Raw genomic sequence first — 15377 nt, 5'->3', positions numbered from 1 at the left:
GTGGCCCGGTGAGGGCCACGACCGCACACGTCGTGCCCGCAGGTGGGTGTCCGGTCAGGACAGCAGCTTGGCCTTGGCGGCCGCGAACTCCGCGTCGGTGAGCACCCCGGCCTGCTGGAGCGCAGCGAGCTTCTGGAGCTCGCCGATGAGGTCGGTCGGCTGTGCGGGCGGGGGAGGCGGGGGCGCGGCGTACTGGGCTGCGGCGGCCTGCGCCGCGGCGTTGGCCTGCGCCTGCTGCTGGTAGTCGGCGTACTCCTGCTGCTGGGCGGCCTGCTGGGCACGCGCCTGCTGGTTGCGGGCCATGCCGCCGCTCACCGCCTGGGCGGTGCCGGCGACCACGGCGGTGCGGGCGGCGAGACCGATGAGGCCGGGACGACCGACTCGACGGATGGGCATGGTGCTCTCCTACTCCTTCGCGGCTGCGTCCAGCAGCTCGTTGACGACCGGCGCGGGGATTCGCTCGGTCCGCAGCACGGACCCGCCCGCCGCGGCGAGCCGCTGCGCCAGGGTCCGGGCGTAGACGAGCTCGAAGGCCACCACCAGGCCCGAGGTCCCGGGCTCCAACGAGGCCGCGAGCTCCTCGATGTCCTCGTCGCCGGTCAGGCCGGTCTCGGCCGGCTCCAGGTCCCCGAGGCCCCAGTCCTGCGGCCCCTCGCCGGGCTCTTGCGTCGTGAGCTCGCCGCTCTCGGAGCGGGAGACGACGACGAGGTCCAGCAGGCGCAGCAGGCTGCTGTCGACGAGCTCGCGGAGCGCCCCCACGGCCTGCGGGTCGGGATCACCGGTGCCGAAGCCCACGAGGTGCAGCTCGACGGGACCATAGGTGAATGGGCTCATGACACCGTTCCTTCGTCCGTACGGGGGTGATGCGACTGAGACGGCGACCCCGCCGCCGGGTCCTCCCGCAGGGGCACGGAGACGTCGGAGCCACCCTGCTCGGTCACCCGGTCCCGCATCTGCACGAGGCTCGGGCGTGGGACGAAGGTGCCGGCGACGAGCGCCTCGCCCAGCCGGAACTGGGCGGCCCGCCGGAGCATGTCCTCCGGGACGTGGCCGAAGATGCCGGCCAGCTGCTCGAGGTCCGCCCGCGAGGTCATCCGCATCAGCGTCAGGTTGTCGCACTGCGTGACGATCCCCGGGTGCACCTTGGACGGTCATTGGGTGGAGACCAGCAGCCAGAGGCCGTACTTGCGACCCTCGGCGGCGATCTGGACCAGACGGTCGCGGACCGCGGCGCCGAGCGGGTCTCGGCCTGCGGCGGGCACAGGTTGTGGGCCTCGTCGACCACGATGAGCAGCGGGTGCTCGTCGCTGTCGGGGCGCAGGACCTGGACGTCCCGGTCGGCGAGCTCGCGCGACTCCACCGGGTCGGCCGTCGGCACCGTGGTGTGCAGGTGCACGAAGTCGCTGTTGGGGTCAAGGACCAGGACGGGCAGGTCGGTGGCCGTGAGGATGCGCTCGAGCACGACGCCGAGCGCGTAGGTCTTGCCCGAGCCGCTCTGCCCGCACCAGAAGGTGTGCCGGTTCAGCTTGCGCGCGACCAGTCCCAGGGGGACCTCCGGCATCGACTGCAGCCGACCCACGTGCAGCCGGCGGTCGGGTCCGGAGACGACCGCCCCCACCTCCTCGTCGGAGGCGCGGGAGACCTCGACCGGGGTGGGCACCGGCGCCGGGGGAGGCCCGTCGACCGACACCAGGGTCCCGGAGGCCACGTGCTCGTGCCGGTCGAGGCCTCCAGCCGCTCGACCTGGCCCAGCAGCGTCGAGCCGCCGCTCTCCAGGTGCAGGAAGTCACCGACCCGCGGGGGCGTCCACGACCCCCGGACCCGGAACGAGCGGCCGTCCGGGGAGTCGAGGTAGGTCGAGGCCCCCCGGCGGACGTGTCGTCGGAGGGGCTCGAGGTGATGCTCATCGGGGTGCTCTGTCTCCGTCGGGGAGGTCCAGGCTCAGCGTTGCTCGCCGTCGGCCGCGGACTCCTCGGGATCGAACATGTCGCGCACCGCCGCCTCGTCCTCGACGCTGAGGTTGGTGGCGATGAGCTCGCCCTGGTGTCGCCCAGCTCCTCGGCGATCCGGTCGCGCACGCCGTCGCTGGACATGAGGAACAGCGCGGAGGTCCCGGGGGTGACCTTCTCGCGCACGGTGTCGATGAAGTCGTCGCTGATGCCGAAGTCGCGCATCGACCCCGAGAGCGCGCCCATCGCGGCGCCGAACGCCATACCGAAGAGGGGCACGAAGAAGATGATGCCGAAGAGCAGGCCCCAGAACGCGCCACCCGAGGCGCCTGCTGCAGTGGGGGAGAACGCCTGCTGGGTCCTGGGCTTCTTCTTGCCCTCCGGCCACGAGACGACGACGGCGTCGTGGACCTTGATGAGCTGCTTCTTCTAGAGCTCGATCACCTGCGAGCGGACCTGCTCGGCACGCGTCGGGTCGTCGAACTTCCATACGGTCAGGGTCGCCATGGGCACTGTCCTCTCCTCACCAGCGGGTCTGCCCGGGTGGTGAACCCACGCACATCAGAGGAGTCTGGCACTGGCGGCGTGGACCGTCTAGACGCCGAGCGTCAGAAGTTCATGGCGCCTGGGACCGGCGTGCTCGTGCAGCACGAGGACCGGGGCCGCGTTGCTCAGGCCTGCTGGGACGCCTGGCCGGCCTCGGCCTCGGCCAGCTTGGCGCGCACCTCGTCCATGTCGAGCTCGCGCACCTGGTCGACGACGGACTCGAGGTCGCGTGCCGGGAGGGCGCCGGCCTGGCGGAAGACGAGCACACCCTCCTTGAAGGCCATGATCGTCGGGATCGAGCTGATACCCGCTCCCTGGGCCAGTGCCTGCTGGTCCTCGGTGTCGACCTTGCCGAAGACGACGTCGTCGTACTTCTCGGAGGCCTTCTCGTAGTTCGGGGCGAACATCTTGCAGGGGCCGCACCACTCGGCCCACCAGTCCACCAGCACGATGTCGTTGCCGGTGACGGTCTGCTCGAAGGTGTCTGCGGTCAGGTCTACGGTGCTCATAGCCGTTCCAACGCGGGCGCCGCTCACCTTCTTCCATGTCCTGCGCCCCTGCTACGGTCGCGTCATGCGAACGCTTCGCAACAGGTATGCCGCACCCCTCTCCTCCGCCGCCGTCGTCGGCCTGCTGCTCGCCGGCTGCACCGACCCGACCACGACCCCGGCCGGGGACGACGAGGAGGCCGCCGCCACGTCCTCCGGCGCGACCGAGGTCGTCATCGCGACCGGCGCCGAGCCGGACAGCTTCAACCCGGTCCTCGGCTACGCCCGGTGGGGCGACGGCAAGGTCGTCGAGGGGTTGGTGGAGCTGGGTGTCGACCTCGAGCCCCGGCCGGTGCTGGCCGAGGAGCTGCCCGAGGTCTCCGAGGACGGCCTCACCTACACCGTCACCCTGCGGGACGACGTGACCTTCCACGACGGGCAGCCGCTCGGTGCGCAGGACGTCGTGGCGACCTACGAGGCTGCCCTCGACCCGGAGAACGGCTCCCCGGTGGCCGCCGACCTCACCGCGCTGGAGTCGGTGGAGGCCGTGGACGAGCGCACCGTCCGCTTCACCCTGGCCCACCCCCAGTCCGCCTTCGTCACCACGACCACCCTCGGCATCCTCCCGGCCGACCAGGTCGACGCGACCTCGCCGGAGGATGTCGTCGGCACCGGCCCCTACGAGGTGGACGGCTACCGGGCGGGGGAGCGCCTGGTGCTCGCCGCCAGCCCCGACTACTGGGGCGAGGAGCCGGAGGTCACCCGGGCCACCTTCCTCTTCGTCGACGACGACGCGGCCCGCGCCGCCCGGCTCGCCTCCGGTGAGGTGGACGCCGCGCTGCTGCCGACGCAGGCGCTCGGCCGGTTCGAGGACGACGAGGCCTACGACGTCGTCCGCCGCGACACGGCCGACTTCCGCGCGCTCGTCATGCCGGAGGAGGGGGAGGTGACCGGCGACCCCGCCGTCCGCGAGGCCCTGCACACGGGCCTGGATCGTCAGGCGCTGGTCGACGGTGCCCTGGCGGGGGCCGGGCGCCCGGCCTACGGGCCGATCCCGCCCGAGGCGCCCGAGTACTCCGACGTGGTCGAGGTCGAGTCCGACCCCGGTGCCGCGCAGCGGGCTCTCGAGGAGGCGGGCTGGGTCGAGGGCGCCGATGGGGTCCGCGAGAACGACGGGCAGCGTGCCGCCTTCACCCTCATGTACCCGGCCGGTGACACCCTGCGCCAGAACCTCGCCCTCGAGGTCCAGGCCCAGGCCGCCGAGCTCGGCATCGAGGTCGAGCCGGAGGGGCTGAGCTGGGAGGCGATCGAGCCGCGGATGGCCACCGACGCCCTCGTCTACGGCAGTGGGAACCCCTACAACGCCGACCTGTCGACCTACCCCCTCTTCCACTCCAGCCGCGCCCTCCAGGGCTTCGACAACCCCGGGGGCTACGACTCCCCGGAGATGGACGCGGCCCTCGAGGCCGGCCGGGCCGCGCAGGAGGAGTCCGAGCGGGTCGAGGCCTACGCCACGGTGCAGGAGCAGCTCGCGCAGGACCTGCCCTGGGTCTTCCTGGCCTACGTCGAGCACGACTACGTCATCGAGGCCGGCGCGTGGTCCGGGTATGACGTGCCCCTCGTCGAGCCGCACGAGCACGGTCTGCAGGGCGGGCCCTGGTGGAACCTGGCCGAGTGGACGATCGCCGGCGGGTGAGGCTGCGGGACCGGCTGCACCCGTCCCGTCCGCCGCTCACCGGGCTGCTCGTCGGACGGCTGCTGCTGCTGCCCGTCCTCGTGGCCGTGGTGACCCTCGTGATGTTCGCCCTGGCGCAGCGCACCCCTTTCGACCCGGTCCTCGCCTCGTTGGGGGAGCGGGCGCTCACCATGGACGGACCGACCCTCGAGGCCATGCGCGCCCGCGCCGCGGACACGGGCGCCGTGCAGCAGTGGGCCGCGTGGTGGGGCAACGCCCTGCAGGGTGACCTCGGCGTGTCCTCCAGCCAGCGCTCGCCGGTGGCCACCGTCATCGCGCAGCGGCTGCCGTGGACCGTCGGGCTCATGTCCGCAGCGCTGGTGCTGGCCGTGCTCGGGGGCGTGCTGGTGGGGGGCCTGGCCGGCACCCGACCCGGGTCGTGGGCGGACCGCGTGGTGGGCGGCGGGCTGCTCACGCTCCAGGCGGCGCCGCCCTTCTGGGTGGGTCTCGTCGCGGTGTGGGTCTTCGCCGTGTGGCTCGGGTGGCTGCCGACCGGCGGGGCGACCTCGCCCGGCTCGGGCACCGTGGAGCCGCTGGACGTGCTGCAGCACGCGGTGCTCCCCGTGCTGGTCCTGGCGCTCTCGCAGCTGCCGTGGTTCGGCCTGGTCGTCCGCGACGCCACCCGGGACGCCCTGGCGGGGGTGCCGGTGCGCGCGGGCTGGGCCCGCGGCATACCCACGTCCCGCCTGCTGCGTCAGCACGCGGTCCGGCCCGCGCTGCTGCCCCTGGTGACGGTCCTCGGCGTGCGGGTGCCCGAGCTCATCACCGGGGCCGTGCTCGTCGAGACCGTCTTCTCCTGGCCCGGGGTCGCGAGCGCCACCGTCGACTCCGCGCTGCGCCTCGACTTCCCGCTGCTCGCCGCCCTCACCGTCCTCACCACCGTCCTCGTCGTGCTGGGCAACCTGGCCGCGGACGTCGCCTACCGGCTGGTCGACCCGAGGGTGGGGCGCCGTGACGGGTGACGGGTGGCGCGAGGTCGCCGGCGCCCGCTCGCGGCCCTGGGCCGGGACCCGGCGAGCGGAGCCGCGGGGCGGCTCCGGCCCCTGGTGGGCCGTCCTCGGCGGCGTGGTCGTCCTCGTCCTGCTGCTCGGCGCGGGTGCTGACGACCAGCGGGCGGACTTCGCGCAGGCCTTCCTGCCTCCCTCGGCGCAGCACCCCTTCGGGACCGACCAGGCCGGCCGTGACCTGCTGGCCCGCAGCCTCGCCGGCGCCCGGGTCTCGCTGCTCGTCGGGCTGGTGGCGGCCCTCGTCTCCAGCGTCGTCGGCGTGGTGGTGGGAGGGCTCGCCGGCTCGTTGGCGACGCGCGGGGGCGGCGTCGTCGACGGCGTGCTCATGCGGGTGGTCGACGCCGTGAACGCCCTCCCGCACCTGGTGCTCGGCATCGTCATCGTGGCCCTGCTCGGACCCTCCCTCGGCAGCGTGATCCTCAGCGTCGCCCTGACCCACTGGACGACGACCGCGCGGTTGGTGCGGGCCGAGCTGCTCGCCCTGGAGGGCGTGGGTTTCGTCGAGGCGGCCGTCGGCGCCGGCGCGGGGCGCTGGTGGGTGCTCTCCCGGCACCTGCTGGCCCACGTCATGGGGCGGGTGGTGCTCGCGACCGTGCTCATGGTGCCGCACGCGATCATGCACGAGTCGGCCCTGAGCTTCCTCGGCCTCGGGCTGCCCGACGACCAGGCCTCCCTCGGCACCATCATCGAGCAGTCGCGCACGGCCGTCCTGGCGGGGCACTGGTGGCCGGCCGTGCTGCCTGGGCTGCTGCTCGTGGCGCTGAGCCTGGTCGTGTTCGTGCTCGGCGAGCGGCTGCGCCCGGTCTCGTGGGGGCGCTCGTGACCGGCCAGGGGTATGCCGAGGGCCGGGACCTCGTGGCGCCCGTGTCGCGGCCGGCCGGCCCGGGCGGCCGGCCCGGGGGGGAGCCGTCCGGCGGCCTCCGGGTGAGCGGGCTCGGGGTGGCCCTGCCCGACGGTCGCGGAGGTCACCACACGGTGCTGGAGCAGCTGGACCTCGACGTGCCGCGTGGGCGCCTCGTGGTGCTCCTCGGACCCAGCGGTGCGGGCAAGTCGACGCTCCTGGCGGCCCTGCTGGGCCTGCTGCCCACCGGATCCTTGGTGCGCGGGCACGGCTGGTGGGAGGACGGGGCGGCCGAGCCGGTGGACCTCGTCGACCCGGGCGCGCCCGCGCGCGAGCGGCTGCGGGGCCGTGTCGCGGCGTGGCTGCCGCAGGCCCCCGTGGGCTCCCTGACCCCGGTGCTCACCGTCGGCCACCACCTCACCGAGAAGGCGCGGGTCCACGAGCCGGCGGCCCAGGTGCAGGCCGCGGTGCGGTTGGCGATGCGCCGCCACGACGTGGAGCCGCAGTGGTGGCGACGGCTGCCCTCCCAGCTCTCCGGCGGGCAGGCGCAGCGAGTCTCCAACGCCCTCGCGCTCCTCGGTGACCCCGGGCTCGTCCTGGCCGACGAGCCCACGACCGGCCTGGACCGGCCGAGGGCGCGGGCCGCGGCGGCCGGGCTGACGGCGCTGGCCCACGACGAGGGGCGGGCCGTGCTGGTGGTCACCCACGACCTCCGGCTCGCCGAGGAGGCCGCGGACACCGTGGTGGAGCTCGACGGCGGGCGGACCACCGGCAGCGACGTGCCGGTCACCGAGGTCATCGCCCGGGCCCGCCGGGCGACCCACCGCCTGGCCCCGCACGCCACCACCGCGCAGCGCCTGGCCGCGCCCGGGGAGGTGCCGGCCGCCGGGGGAGGACCGGCCGCCGGGGGAGGACCGGCCACCTCGGGCGCAGGGCCGGACGAGGCGCAGGGCCCCGGCCTGGCCGGCGTGGACCTCACCCTGCGGCGGGGCCGGGGCACGCTCGTGCGCAGCGGGGTGACGCTGCGGGTGCGCCCGGACCGCACGACGGGGCTCATGGCCCCCTCCGGTGCGGGCAAGACGACGCTGCTGCGCACCCTGGCGCTGCTGCACCGGCCCGCCACCGGCGAGGTGCGGCTGGACGGACGCCCGGTCCGCGGCACGGGGTACGCCGTGCCCGCCGCCCTGCGTCGCCGCATCGCCTTCGTGCCGCAGGACCCGCGGCAGGGGGTCGACCCCCGCTGGACGCTGGGTCGGAGCCTGCTGGAGCCGTCCCGGCTGGCGGGACGGGCCGGCGACGACACCACCGTCGCGCGGATGCTGGACGGGGTGGGTCTCGCCCCGGAGCTGGCCGGCCGCCGACCGGACGAGGTCTCCGGTGGCCAGCTGCAGCGGGTCGTGCTGGCCCGGGCCCTCGCGCTGGGCGCGGACTACCTCCTGCTGGACGAGCCGACCTCCATGGTGGACGCGGCCACCGCCCGCGCGGTCGTCCGGGCCGTGCACGAGCACCAGCACGCCACCGGGTGCGGGGTGCTGGTCGCCTCCCACGACGAGGAGCTCCTGCGGACCTGGTGCGACGTCGTCGTCGAGTGGTGAGCCGGGGCCGGCCCCCGGGGTCCCGGCGGACGCGGCACGCCGGGAGCGGGCTGCATACCCCTCGCGGGTCGGGACGCGCCACAATGGGGCCATGAGCCCCGTCCCGTCCGTGTCGAACTCCATCACCGTCCGTCTCGAGCTGCCGGCCCGCGTCACCGCCGTCTCCGAGATCACCACCGCGGTCGCGGACGTCGGCGGCATGGTCACCGCGGTCGACATCAGCGACTCGGCCCCCGAGCGGCTGCAGGCGGACCTCACCATCGCGACCTACGGCACGGACCACGCCGCCGAGGTCGTCGAGGCCATCAGCGAGGTCGACGGGGTGGAGATCGGGCGGGTCAGCGACCGCACCTTCCTGGCCCACCTGGGTGGCAAGCTCGAGGTGAAGTCCAAGCTGCCGATCCGCAACCGCGACGACCTCTCCCTCGTCTACACCCCGGGCGTGGCCAAGATCTGCCAGGCCATCGCGGAGAACCCCGACGACGCCCGCAGCCTCACCATCAAGCGCAACACCGTCGCCGTCGTCACCGACGGCTCTGCGGTGCTCGGGCTGGGTGACATCGGGCCGCTCGCGGCGATGCCGGTCATGGAGGGCAAGGCCGCGCTGTTCAAGCGGTTCGCCGACATCGACGCCTTCCCCATCTGCCTCGACGCCCACGACAGCGACGAGATCGTCCGCGTCGTCAAGGCGCTGGCCCCCGGCTTCGCCGGGATCAACCTCGAGGACATCTCGGCGCCCCGGTGCTTCGAGATCGAGGCGCGGCTGCGCCGGGAGCTGGACATCCCCGTCTTCCACGACGACCAGCACGGCACCGCGATCGTCGCGCTCGCCGCCCTGAAGAACTCCCTGCGCGTGGTCGACAAGGAGCTGGCGTCGGTGAAGATCGTCATGTCCGGGGCGGGCGCGGCCGGCTCGGCCATCATCCGGCTGCTGCTGCAGGCCGGGGCCACCGACGTCCTCGTCGCCGACGTGGACGGGGTCATCCACCCGCGCCGGCCCGACGTCATGCGCGGCGACAACGGCAACCTCGCCTGGATCGCCAGCCAGACCAACCGGGGTCTGGAGACCGGGACGCTGAAGGAGGCCCTCGTCGGCGCGGACGTCTTCATCGGGGTCTCGGCGGGCAACATCCTCACCGGTGACGACATCGCGCAGATGAACGACGACGCCGTGGTCTTCGCCATGGCCAACCCGGTCCCCGAGGTGGACCCCGTCGAGGCCGGCCGCCACGCCACCGTCGTCGCCACCGGTCGCAGCGACTTCGCCAACCAGATCAACAACGTGCTGGTCTTCCCGGGGGTCTTTCGCGGTCTGCTCGACGCCGCGAGCGACCACATCGACGACGAGATGCTCCTGGCGGCAGCCTCGGCGCTGGCCGACGTCGTCTCCGCCGACGAGCTCAACCCCACCTACATCATCCCGAGCGTCTTCAACCCCAAGGCGACCAAGGCGGTCGCCCAGGCGGTCGAGGGGGCCGCGCGGGCGCGGCGCGAGGCGACGAGCTGACGGGCGGCCCGCGAGGTCCGCACCAGTCGCCCGGCCTGGACCTCGTGGTCGTGCTCGGGTGGTTCGCGCTGCTCGTGTCGCTGCTCGTGCAGGCCTACGGGCTCTACGCCCCGCAGGCGCCCGGACCCGCCGGGATCCCCGGTCTGGACAAGGTCGGCCACCTCGTCGCCTTCGCCGTGCCCACCGCCCTGGCGTGGTGGCTGCGGGCGCGCTGGCTCCTGCCCGTCCTGGTGCTGCACGCGCTCGTGAGCGAGCCGCTGCAGCAGCTGCTCGCGCCCGGTCGGCAGGCGGACCTGCTCGACACGGCCGCAGACCTGCTGGGCGTGGGGCTCGGGGTCTGGGTCGCCGCGACGACCCGGCGTCGCTGGGGTCATGATGGGGACATGGGCGACACCCCGACGCGGACGAGGCGGCCGTCGTGAGCCCGCCGCGCCGGGAGCGGGGCGAGGTCACCGGTCAGCTGCTCGTCGCGACCCCGCTGACCGGAGAGCCCTTCGTCGGGGCCGTCGTCCTCATCCTCCACCACGACGAGGACGGTGCCCACGGGCTCGTCCTCAACCAGCCGATGGAGGCGGGCGTCGACGCGGTGCTGCCGGAGTGGCAGCCCTTCGTCACCGACCCGGGGGTGCTCTTCCGCGGCGGCCCGGTCGGTCGGGACACGGCGATGGGGCTGGTGAGCGTGCCGGGGCACCTGCCCGAGGACCCGCCCCTGGGCACCCAGCTGCTCTTCGGCGGGATCGGTCTGGTCGACCTGGACGCCCCGGCGCCGCTGGTCGTGCCCGAGCTGGGTGCCTTCCGGATCTTCGTGGGCTACAGCGGCTGGTCCGCCGGCCAGCTCGACTCCGAGATCCGGCACGGCGCGTGGGAGGTCGTGCCCCGCGAGCCGCGCGACGCCTTCCGCGAGGACACCACCGGCCTCTGGCGGGAGGTGCTGCTGCGCCAGCGCTCGGCGGCCTCCTTCCTCACCACCTGGACCGAGCACCCCGAGCGCAACTGAGGTGGCCCGGCCCGCCCGGAGGAGGTCTCAGTCGTCCCCGCCGCCGGATCCGCCGCCGTCCTGCGGTCTCAGTCGTCCCCGCCGCCGGATCCGCCGCCGTCCTGCGGCTCGCGGAGCCCCTCGTAGATCTCCTTGCACTGCGGGCAGACCGGGAACCGCTGCGGGTCGCGCCCCGGCACCCAGATCTTGCCGCACAGGGCGATCACGGGGTCGCCGCTGAGGGCCGACTCCATGATCTTCTCCTTGCGGACGTAGTGCGAGAAGCGCTCGTGGTCGCCCGGCTCGGACAGGTCGGGCTGGACCCGGGTGTCCTCGCGCTCCAGCACGGCGGTCTGCGTCGACGGCTGGGTGGGTGCCTCGGGCGCGTCGAGGGGCTGGTCGGACATGCGGACGCTCATGCACCCCAGTCTAGGCGCGCCCCGGTATGCCCGCCCGCGGGCGGGAGCGAGGGCATACCACGGTCTGCGGTGCCCGGTCGGGAGCGGGAGGGTCGGTGAGTCGGATCGGGAAACGACCTATCCTGGCGAGTCGATGTCCACTTCAGCCGCCTCCCACCTGCCCCCCGCCTATCCCGAGCGTGCCGCCTGGGGCACGGCGGGCAAGCTGCGTGCCTGGCAGGCGAGCGCGCTGCAGACCTACCTCGCCGAGCGCCCCCGTGACTTCCTCGCGGTGGCGACGCCCGGTGCCGGAAAGACGACCTTCGCGCTGCGTGTGGCGACCGAGCTGCTGGACCGCGGCGAGGTGCAGCGGATCACGGTGGTCGCCCCGACCGAGCACCTCAAGACCCAGTGGGCCGAGGCGGCCGCCAAGGTCGGCATCCGCATCGACCCGCGTTTCGCCAACGCCCAGGGTCGGCACAGCCAGGACTTCGACGGGGTCGCCGTGACGTACGCCGGCGTCGCCAGCAAGCCGCTGCTGCACCGGTCCCGGACCGAAGCGGCGCGCACGCTGGTCATCCTGGACGAGGTCCATCACGGTGGCGACGCGCTCTCGTGGGGCGAGGCCGTGCGCGACGCCTTCGAGCCGGCGACCCGGCGGCTGGCGCTGACCGGGACGCCGTTCCGGTCCGACACCGCGGCCATCCCGTTCGTGCGCTACGAGATGGACGCCGAGGGGATCCTGCGCTCCTCGGCCGACTACACCTACGGCTATGCCGACGCGCTGCGCGACGGCGTCGTCCGGCCCGTGCTCTTCCTCTCCTACGGCGGCACCATGAGGTGGCGCACCAAGGTGGGCGACGAGCTGGAGGCGCGGCTGGGGGAGCCGCTGACCCAGGACGTCACCAAGCAGGCCTGGCGCACCGCGCTGGACCCGGCCGGCGACTGGGTCCCGGCGGTGCTGCGGGCGGCGGACAAGCGGCTCACCGAGGTGCGCCGGCACGTCGAGGACGCGGGCGGTCTGGTCATCGCCTCCGACCAGCGGTCGGCGCGCGCCTACGCCAAGCAGCTGCGCGAGATCACCGGTGAGCCGGCGACCGTCGTGCTGTCCGACGACGCCGGGGCCTCCGCCCGGATCGAGGAGTTCGCCGACGGCGGCTCGCGCTGGATGGTGGCCGTCCGCATGGTGTCCGAGGGGGTGGACGTGCCGCGGCTGGCGGTGGGGGTCTACGCCACCTCGACGTCGACACCGCTGTTCTTCGCGCAGGCGGTGGGGCGTTTCGTGCGGGCCCGTCGTCGCGGCGAGACCGCCTCCGTCTTCCTGCCCAACGTGCCGCGGCTCCTCGGGCACGCCGGCTCGATGGAGCTGGAGCGGGACCACGCGCTCAACCGGAAGGACGACGGGGAGGAGCAGCTGTGGTCCGAGGAGGACGGGCTGCTCGAGCAGGCGCAGGCCGCCGAGGGCGCCTCGGACGACCTCACCGGCAGCTACGAGGCGATCGGGTCGGACGCGGAGTTCGACCACGTCCTCTACGACGCCGAGCAGTTCGGCCTGGGTGGGGTGCCCGGGTCGGAGGACGAGGACGACTACCTGGGCCTGCCCGGGCTGCTGGAGCCGGACCAGGTCGCGACCCTGCTGCGCGAACGGCAGAAGAAGCAGGTCGGCCGCGACGGTGGCCAGGCGCGCGCCCAGGCCGTGTCCGCCCACCGCGCCCTCGCCGAGCACCGCAAGGAGCTCAACAAGCTGGTCTCCGCCTACGCGCAGAAGAAGGGCCAGCCGCACGCCGTCGTGCACGCCGAGCTGCGCCGCGCCTGCGGCGGCCCGGAGCTGGCCACGGCCACGTCCGAGCAGGTCCGCGACCGCATCGACTCGATCCGGCGCTGGTTCGTGGGCCGCCGCTGACGCCATACCCGCACCGGACGCGCGGTCAGCACGCACCGGACGCGCGGTCAGCACGCACCGGACGCGCGGTCAGGACGCACCGGACGCGTGGTCAGACCGTGACCTGTGCACGCCACATCCGCCCCACCCACACCTGTGCACGGGTATGCAGCCGGTACGCAGGTTCTACCGCACGCACAGGCTGCGCAGGACGTGCACAGACCGGGCCCTAGAACGAAAATGGCTGTCCTGGACACGGCCGGCCGCCTATCGTGCACCGTCATGAGGCTGGCGTTGATGGACGAGGTGACCCGTCGCTACGCCGTGCTCGACGAGCCCTCGTGGCCATGCCCGAGGGACCCGACGGAGTCGCCGCAGAGCTGGGAGTACTCCCGCGTGACGGACCCGGCGCGGTATGACGCGTTGCTCGCCAGGAGGAGGGTGTGGGCCGAGGTCCTCTGCACCGCTGTGGGAGCCCAGCGCGCGGACACACCTGCGCCCAGGGCCGCCCTGCGGGAGGCGGCGGCCAACCGCGAGGTACTCCTCAGGCTGCCCACCGATGCTGCCCCGCCGATCTGGTTCCTGGAGAGATTCGGCCGAGCACGCGACGGGCTGGTGGCCGCTGTCGAGATCGCCGTCGGGGAGCCTCGGGTGAGCCTGGGACGGCTACCGATGTGTGGCTGCGACGCCTGTGACGACGGCAGCGACCGCCTGCTCGAGGAGGTCGACGAGCTGGTCCTTCACGCCATCAGCCCCTTCGTCGCCCTGCGCGGTGAGGACTGGTCCTTCGACCGTGGGGTGATGACGCAGGGGTCGGGGGGACGGAGCGAGCCGTGGAGCTTCTCCGAGCTGGTCCGGCTCGCGGACTCGCTCCTCGCCGGGGAGCAGGTCGACGTGCCCGACGACGCCCGGGTCCTGGTCAGCCAGGGATGGGGCTGCGCCTGAGCGGCCTCGCCCCGGGGATCTGCCGCTCCACGGCGGGTGGGGACACCGGGCTCAGCTGCGCCGCTCCCGGCGACAGACAGGTCAGGGCGCCCGAGCGGTCCTGCGGTGTCCGTGTGCACGTTCCCACCCGCCCCAGGAGTACCTGTGCATGCATATGCAGCCGGTGCGGAGGTTCTACGGCATGCACAGGCTGCACCTGGCGTGCACAGGCCGGGCTGCTCCAGCCCACGGTGCTGAGTGCCCGGTCGTGACCCGACGGCTCAAGAGGACCGGCACGCCGGGCCGCAAAGGCCGTCGTCCGAGGATGCGAGGGTGGCTCAGGCCGGGGTCGCGCGCCGAGCGAGCCCACGGGCCATGGCGGCACGGATCTTGGCGACGACGCGCTCGGGGTGGGCCAGCTCGTCCCAGGTGATGCGCACCACCTCGTAGCCGAGTGCCCGGAGACGGTCCTCGCGCCACTTCTCGGCCATCAGGTCGCGGGAGGAGCCATACTTGAGCGCCCCGTCGAACTCGACCACCGTCCACGCCTCCCGCAGCATAAAGTCGACGAAGCCGACCAGCTCGCCGTGCTCGTCGCAGATCATCGCCTGAAGCTCCGGGGCGGGCAGCCCGGCTTCGAGCATGATCCAGCGGGCCCGGGTCTCACCGGCCGACCCGCTCAGACCGGTGGCGTGCTCGACCACCGTGCGGACGGCGGGGGCCCCGTGCCCGAAGGACCCTTCTCGGCCCGCCTGACGCAACCGCTCGATGGCCGTCGCCCTCTGCCGCAGGGCGATGTCCGCGCTGACCAGCCCGGCCACCAGGCCCCTGGACCCAGCCACCTGCAGACAGGCCAGGGCGGGGTCGACGACGGGCGGCTCCCGGCTCGCCGGGTCGTCAGGGAAGATCACCCACGTCGGGCTGACCGGGGGGTGGATGTGCACGACACCGTCGCTACGCCCCCGCTGGGCGTCGGTCCGCGTGAGGTGCACCCTGTCGTCGACCCCGAAGGTCCCGATCTGGCAGACCTCGAGCCCGCTCTGGTGGCTCAGGGCGTACGGACGGCCGGGTCCGCACAGCTTCGTCGCGACCGCGCGCGCCCGGAGCTCGTGCAGGTGCCACGGAGCCGCCCCACGCCATACCTCGCCCGACACGAAGCAGTCCTTGCGGATCCGCACCAGGACGCCTCCGGCGACGAGTCTGCGGATCTGGGTACGGCTGAGACCGAGAGCCCGCAGGTCGTCACCGCTGGCGACGTGGTGCTGGGCGGACAGGCGGGCCTGGAGGTGCTCCATGGCGACCCACTGTGGCCGATCCCGGTGTCGTGGACGGGCCGTTGTCCACAGGTGGCCTGGTGTGGAACGACCGCGGCGAGCCTGTGCACGGATATGTCCCCGGTGCACAGGTTCTACCGCATGCACAGGCTGCATCAGCGTGCACAGGTGGGGGTGGGGCGCCTGTGACGTGCACAGGTATGCCGGGTGGCGCGGCCGGGGGAGGTGCACAGGTATGCCGGGTGGCGCGGCCGG

At 73.7% G+C, this 15377-nt stretch carries 16 protein-coding genes and 1 pseudogene; 9 read left to right on the top strand and 8 right to left on the bottom strand.

Translation table 11 applies throughout. The features are described 5' to 3' along the window. Nucleotides 1–54: 54 nt before the first annotated feature. The 6 genes and pseudogenes from AVL62_RS15505 to trxA form a co-directional block, all read right to left on the bottom strand. Complete coding sequence (locus AVL62_RS15505; protein WP_058892532.1) at nucleotides 55–396, bottom strand: SHOCT domain-containing protein; 342 nt, start codon at nucleotides 394–396, stop codon at nucleotides 55–57. A 9-nt stretch (nucleotides 397–405) separates the two neighbouring features. After that, the gene (locus AVL62_RS15500) at nucleotides 406–834 is read right to left on the bottom strand and encodes a DUF6325 family protein (protein ID WP_058892531.1); all 429 of its coding nucleotides are present in this window, start codon (nucleotides 832–834) and stop codon (nucleotides 406–408) included. Further along, the gene (locus AVL62_RS17975) at nucleotides 831–1094 is read right to left on the bottom strand and encodes a hypothetical protein (RefSeq protein WP_235585728.1); all 264 of its coding nucleotides are present in this window, start codon (nucleotides 1092–1094) and stop codon (nucleotides 831–833) included. The genes AVL62_RS15500 and AVL62_RS17975 overlap by 4 nt, the downstream gene beginning before the upstream one ends. 11 nt (nucleotides 1095–1105) lie before the next feature. Then, complete coding sequence (locus AVL62_RS17970; RefSeq protein WP_058892529.1) at nucleotides 1106–1708, bottom strand: helicase HerA domain-containing protein; 603 nt, start codon at nucleotides 1706–1708, stop codon at nucleotides 1106–1108. Nucleotides 1709–2102: 394 nt separating this feature from the next. Further along, nucleotides 2103–2228, bottom strand: a pseudogene (locus tag AVL62_RS17965) (DUF1269 domain-containing protein); the annotation flags it as partial. Nucleotides 2229–2620: 392 nt separating this feature from the next. Then, complete coding sequence (gene trxA, locus AVL62_RS15480) at nucleotides 2621–3004, bottom strand: thioredoxin (RefSeq protein ID WP_058892527.1); 384 nt, start codon at nucleotides 3002–3004, stop codon at nucleotides 2621–2623. Between the two features lie 64 nt (nucleotides 3005–3068). Here trxA and AVL62_RS15475 point away from each other — a divergent pair, with 64 nt between their 5' ends. The 7 genes from AVL62_RS15475 to AVL62_RS15445 all read left to right on the top strand — a co-directional run bounded on the left by AVL62_RS15475 (nucleotide 3069) and on the right by AVL62_RS15445 (nucleotide 10665). After that, on the top strand, nucleotides 3069–4679 hold the full coding sequence (locus AVL62_RS15475) for an ABC transporter substrate-binding protein (protein WP_058892526.1): 1611 nt from the start codon (nucleotides 3069–3071) through the stop codon (nucleotides 4677–4679). Next, complete coding sequence (locus AVL62_RS15470) at nucleotides 4676–5680, top strand: ABC transporter permease (RefSeq protein ID WP_201023294.1); 1005 nt, start codon at nucleotides 4676–4678, stop codon at nucleotides 5678–5680. The genes AVL62_RS15475 and AVL62_RS15470 overlap by 4 nt, the downstream gene beginning before the upstream one ends. Next, complete coding sequence (locus tag AVL62_RS15465; RefSeq protein ID WP_058892525.1) at nucleotides 5670–6548, top strand: ABC transporter permease; 879 nt, start codon at nucleotides 5670–5672, stop codon at nucleotides 6546–6548. Before AVL62_RS15470 ends, AVL62_RS15465 begins: the two co-directional genes overlap by 11 nt. Further along, complete coding sequence (locus AVL62_RS15460; RefSeq protein ID WP_058892524.1) at nucleotides 6533–8161, top strand: ABC transporter ATP-binding protein; 1629 nt, start codon at nucleotides 6533–6535, stop codon at nucleotides 8159–8161. Before AVL62_RS15465 ends, AVL62_RS15460 begins: the two co-directional genes overlap by 16 nt. 91 nt (nucleotides 8162–8252) lie before the next feature. Then, entirely contained in the window at nucleotides 8253–9668 is a 1416-nt protein-coding gene (locus AVL62_RS15455) for an NAD-dependent malic enzyme (protein ID WP_058892523.1), read from the top strand. 44 nt (nucleotides 9669–9712) lie between these two features. Next, a complete protein-coding gene (locus AVL62_RS15450; protein WP_058892522.1) occupies nucleotides 9713–10090 on the top strand; it encodes a hypothetical protein in 378 nt (125 codons plus the stop codon). Continuing rightward, a complete protein-coding gene (locus tag AVL62_RS15445; protein ID WP_058892521.1) occupies nucleotides 10087–10665 on the top strand; it encodes a YqgE/AlgH family protein in 579 nt (192 codons plus the stop codon). The genes AVL62_RS15450 and AVL62_RS15445 overlap by 4 nt, the downstream gene beginning before the upstream one ends. A gap of 68 nt (nucleotides 10666–10733) precedes the next feature. Here the strand turns inward: AVL62_RS15445 and AVL62_RS15440 are convergent, their stop codons facing one another. Further along, a complete protein-coding gene (locus tag AVL62_RS15440) occupies nucleotides 10734–11063 on the bottom strand; it encodes a DUF3039 domain-containing protein (protein ID WP_153011819.1) in 330 nt (109 codons plus the stop codon). A 133-nt stretch (nucleotides 11064–11196) separates the two neighbouring features. Between AVL62_RS15440 and AVL62_RS15435 the strand changes: the two genes are divergently transcribed. Continuing rightward, a complete protein-coding gene (locus AVL62_RS15435; RefSeq protein ID WP_058892519.1) occupies nucleotides 11197–12945 on the top strand; it encodes a DEAD/DEAH box helicase in 1749 nt (582 codons plus the stop codon). Nucleotides 12946–13206: 261 nt separating this feature from the next. Further along, the gene (locus tag AVL62_RS15430; RefSeq protein WP_153011818.1) at nucleotides 13207–13869 is read left to right on the top strand and encodes a DUF6226 family protein; all 663 of its coding nucleotides are present in this window, start codon (nucleotides 13207–13209) and stop codon (nucleotides 13867–13869) included. Nucleotides 13870–14186: 317 nt separating this feature from the next. Here AVL62_RS15430 and AVL62_RS15425 read toward each other — a convergent pair whose 3' ends face one another. Next, nucleotides 14187–15143, bottom strand: a complete 957-nt coding sequence (locus AVL62_RS15425; RefSeq protein WP_058892517.1) for a type IV toxin-antitoxin system AbiEi family antitoxin domain-containing protein — start codon at nucleotides 15141–15143, stop codon at nucleotides 14187–14189. Nucleotides 15144–15377: the final 234 nt, after the last annotated feature.

The sequence above is a fragment of the Serinicoccus chungangensis genome (genome assembly GCF_001483745.1).
Classification (GTDB): domain Bacteria; phylum Actinomycetota; class Actinomycetes; order Actinomycetales; family Dermatophilaceae; genus Ornithinicoccus; species Ornithinicoccus chungangensis_A.
This window is presented reverse-complemented; position numbering and strand designations above follow the sequence as displayed.

Coding starts and splice junctions, on each gene's coding strand:
- AVL62_RS15505 (WP_058892532.1), bottom strand. CDS start 396: ATGCCCATCCGTCGAGTCGGTCGTCCCGGCCTCATCGGTCTCGCCGCC.
- AVL62_RS15500 (WP_058892531.1), bottom strand. CDS start 834: ATGAGCCCATTCACCTATGGTCCCGTCGAGCTGCACCTCGTGGGCTTC.
- AVL62_RS17975 (WP_235585728.1), bottom strand. CDS start 1,094: ATGACCTCGCGGGCGGACCTCGAGCAGCTGGCCGGCATCTTCGGCCAC.
- trxA (WP_058892527.1), bottom strand. CDS start 3,004: ATGAGCACCGTAGACCTGACCGCAGACACCTTCGAGCAGACCGTCACC.
- AVL62_RS15475 (WP_058892526.1), top strand. CDS start 3,069: ATGCGAACGCTTCGCAACAGGTATGCCGCACCCCTCTCCTCCGCCGCC.
- AVL62_RS15455 (WP_058892523.1), top strand. CDS start 8,253: ATGAGCCCCGTCCCGTCCGTGTCGAACTCCATCACCGTCCGTCTCGAG.
- AVL62_RS15440 (WP_153011819.1), bottom strand. CDS start 11,063: ATGAGCGTCCGCATGTCCGACCAGCCCCTCGACGCGCCCGAGGCACCC.
- AVL62_RS15435 (WP_058892519.1), top strand. CDS start 11,197: ATGTCCACTTCAGCCGCCTCCCACCTGCCCCCCGCCTATCCCGAGCGT.
- AVL62_RS15430 (WP_153011818.1), top strand. CDS start 13,207: ATGAGGCTGGCGTTGATGGACGAGGTGACCCGTCGCTACGCCGTGCTC.
- AVL62_RS15425 (WP_058892517.1), bottom strand. CDS start 15,143: ATGGAGCACCTCCAGGCCCGCCTGTCCGCCCAGCACCACGTCGCCAGC.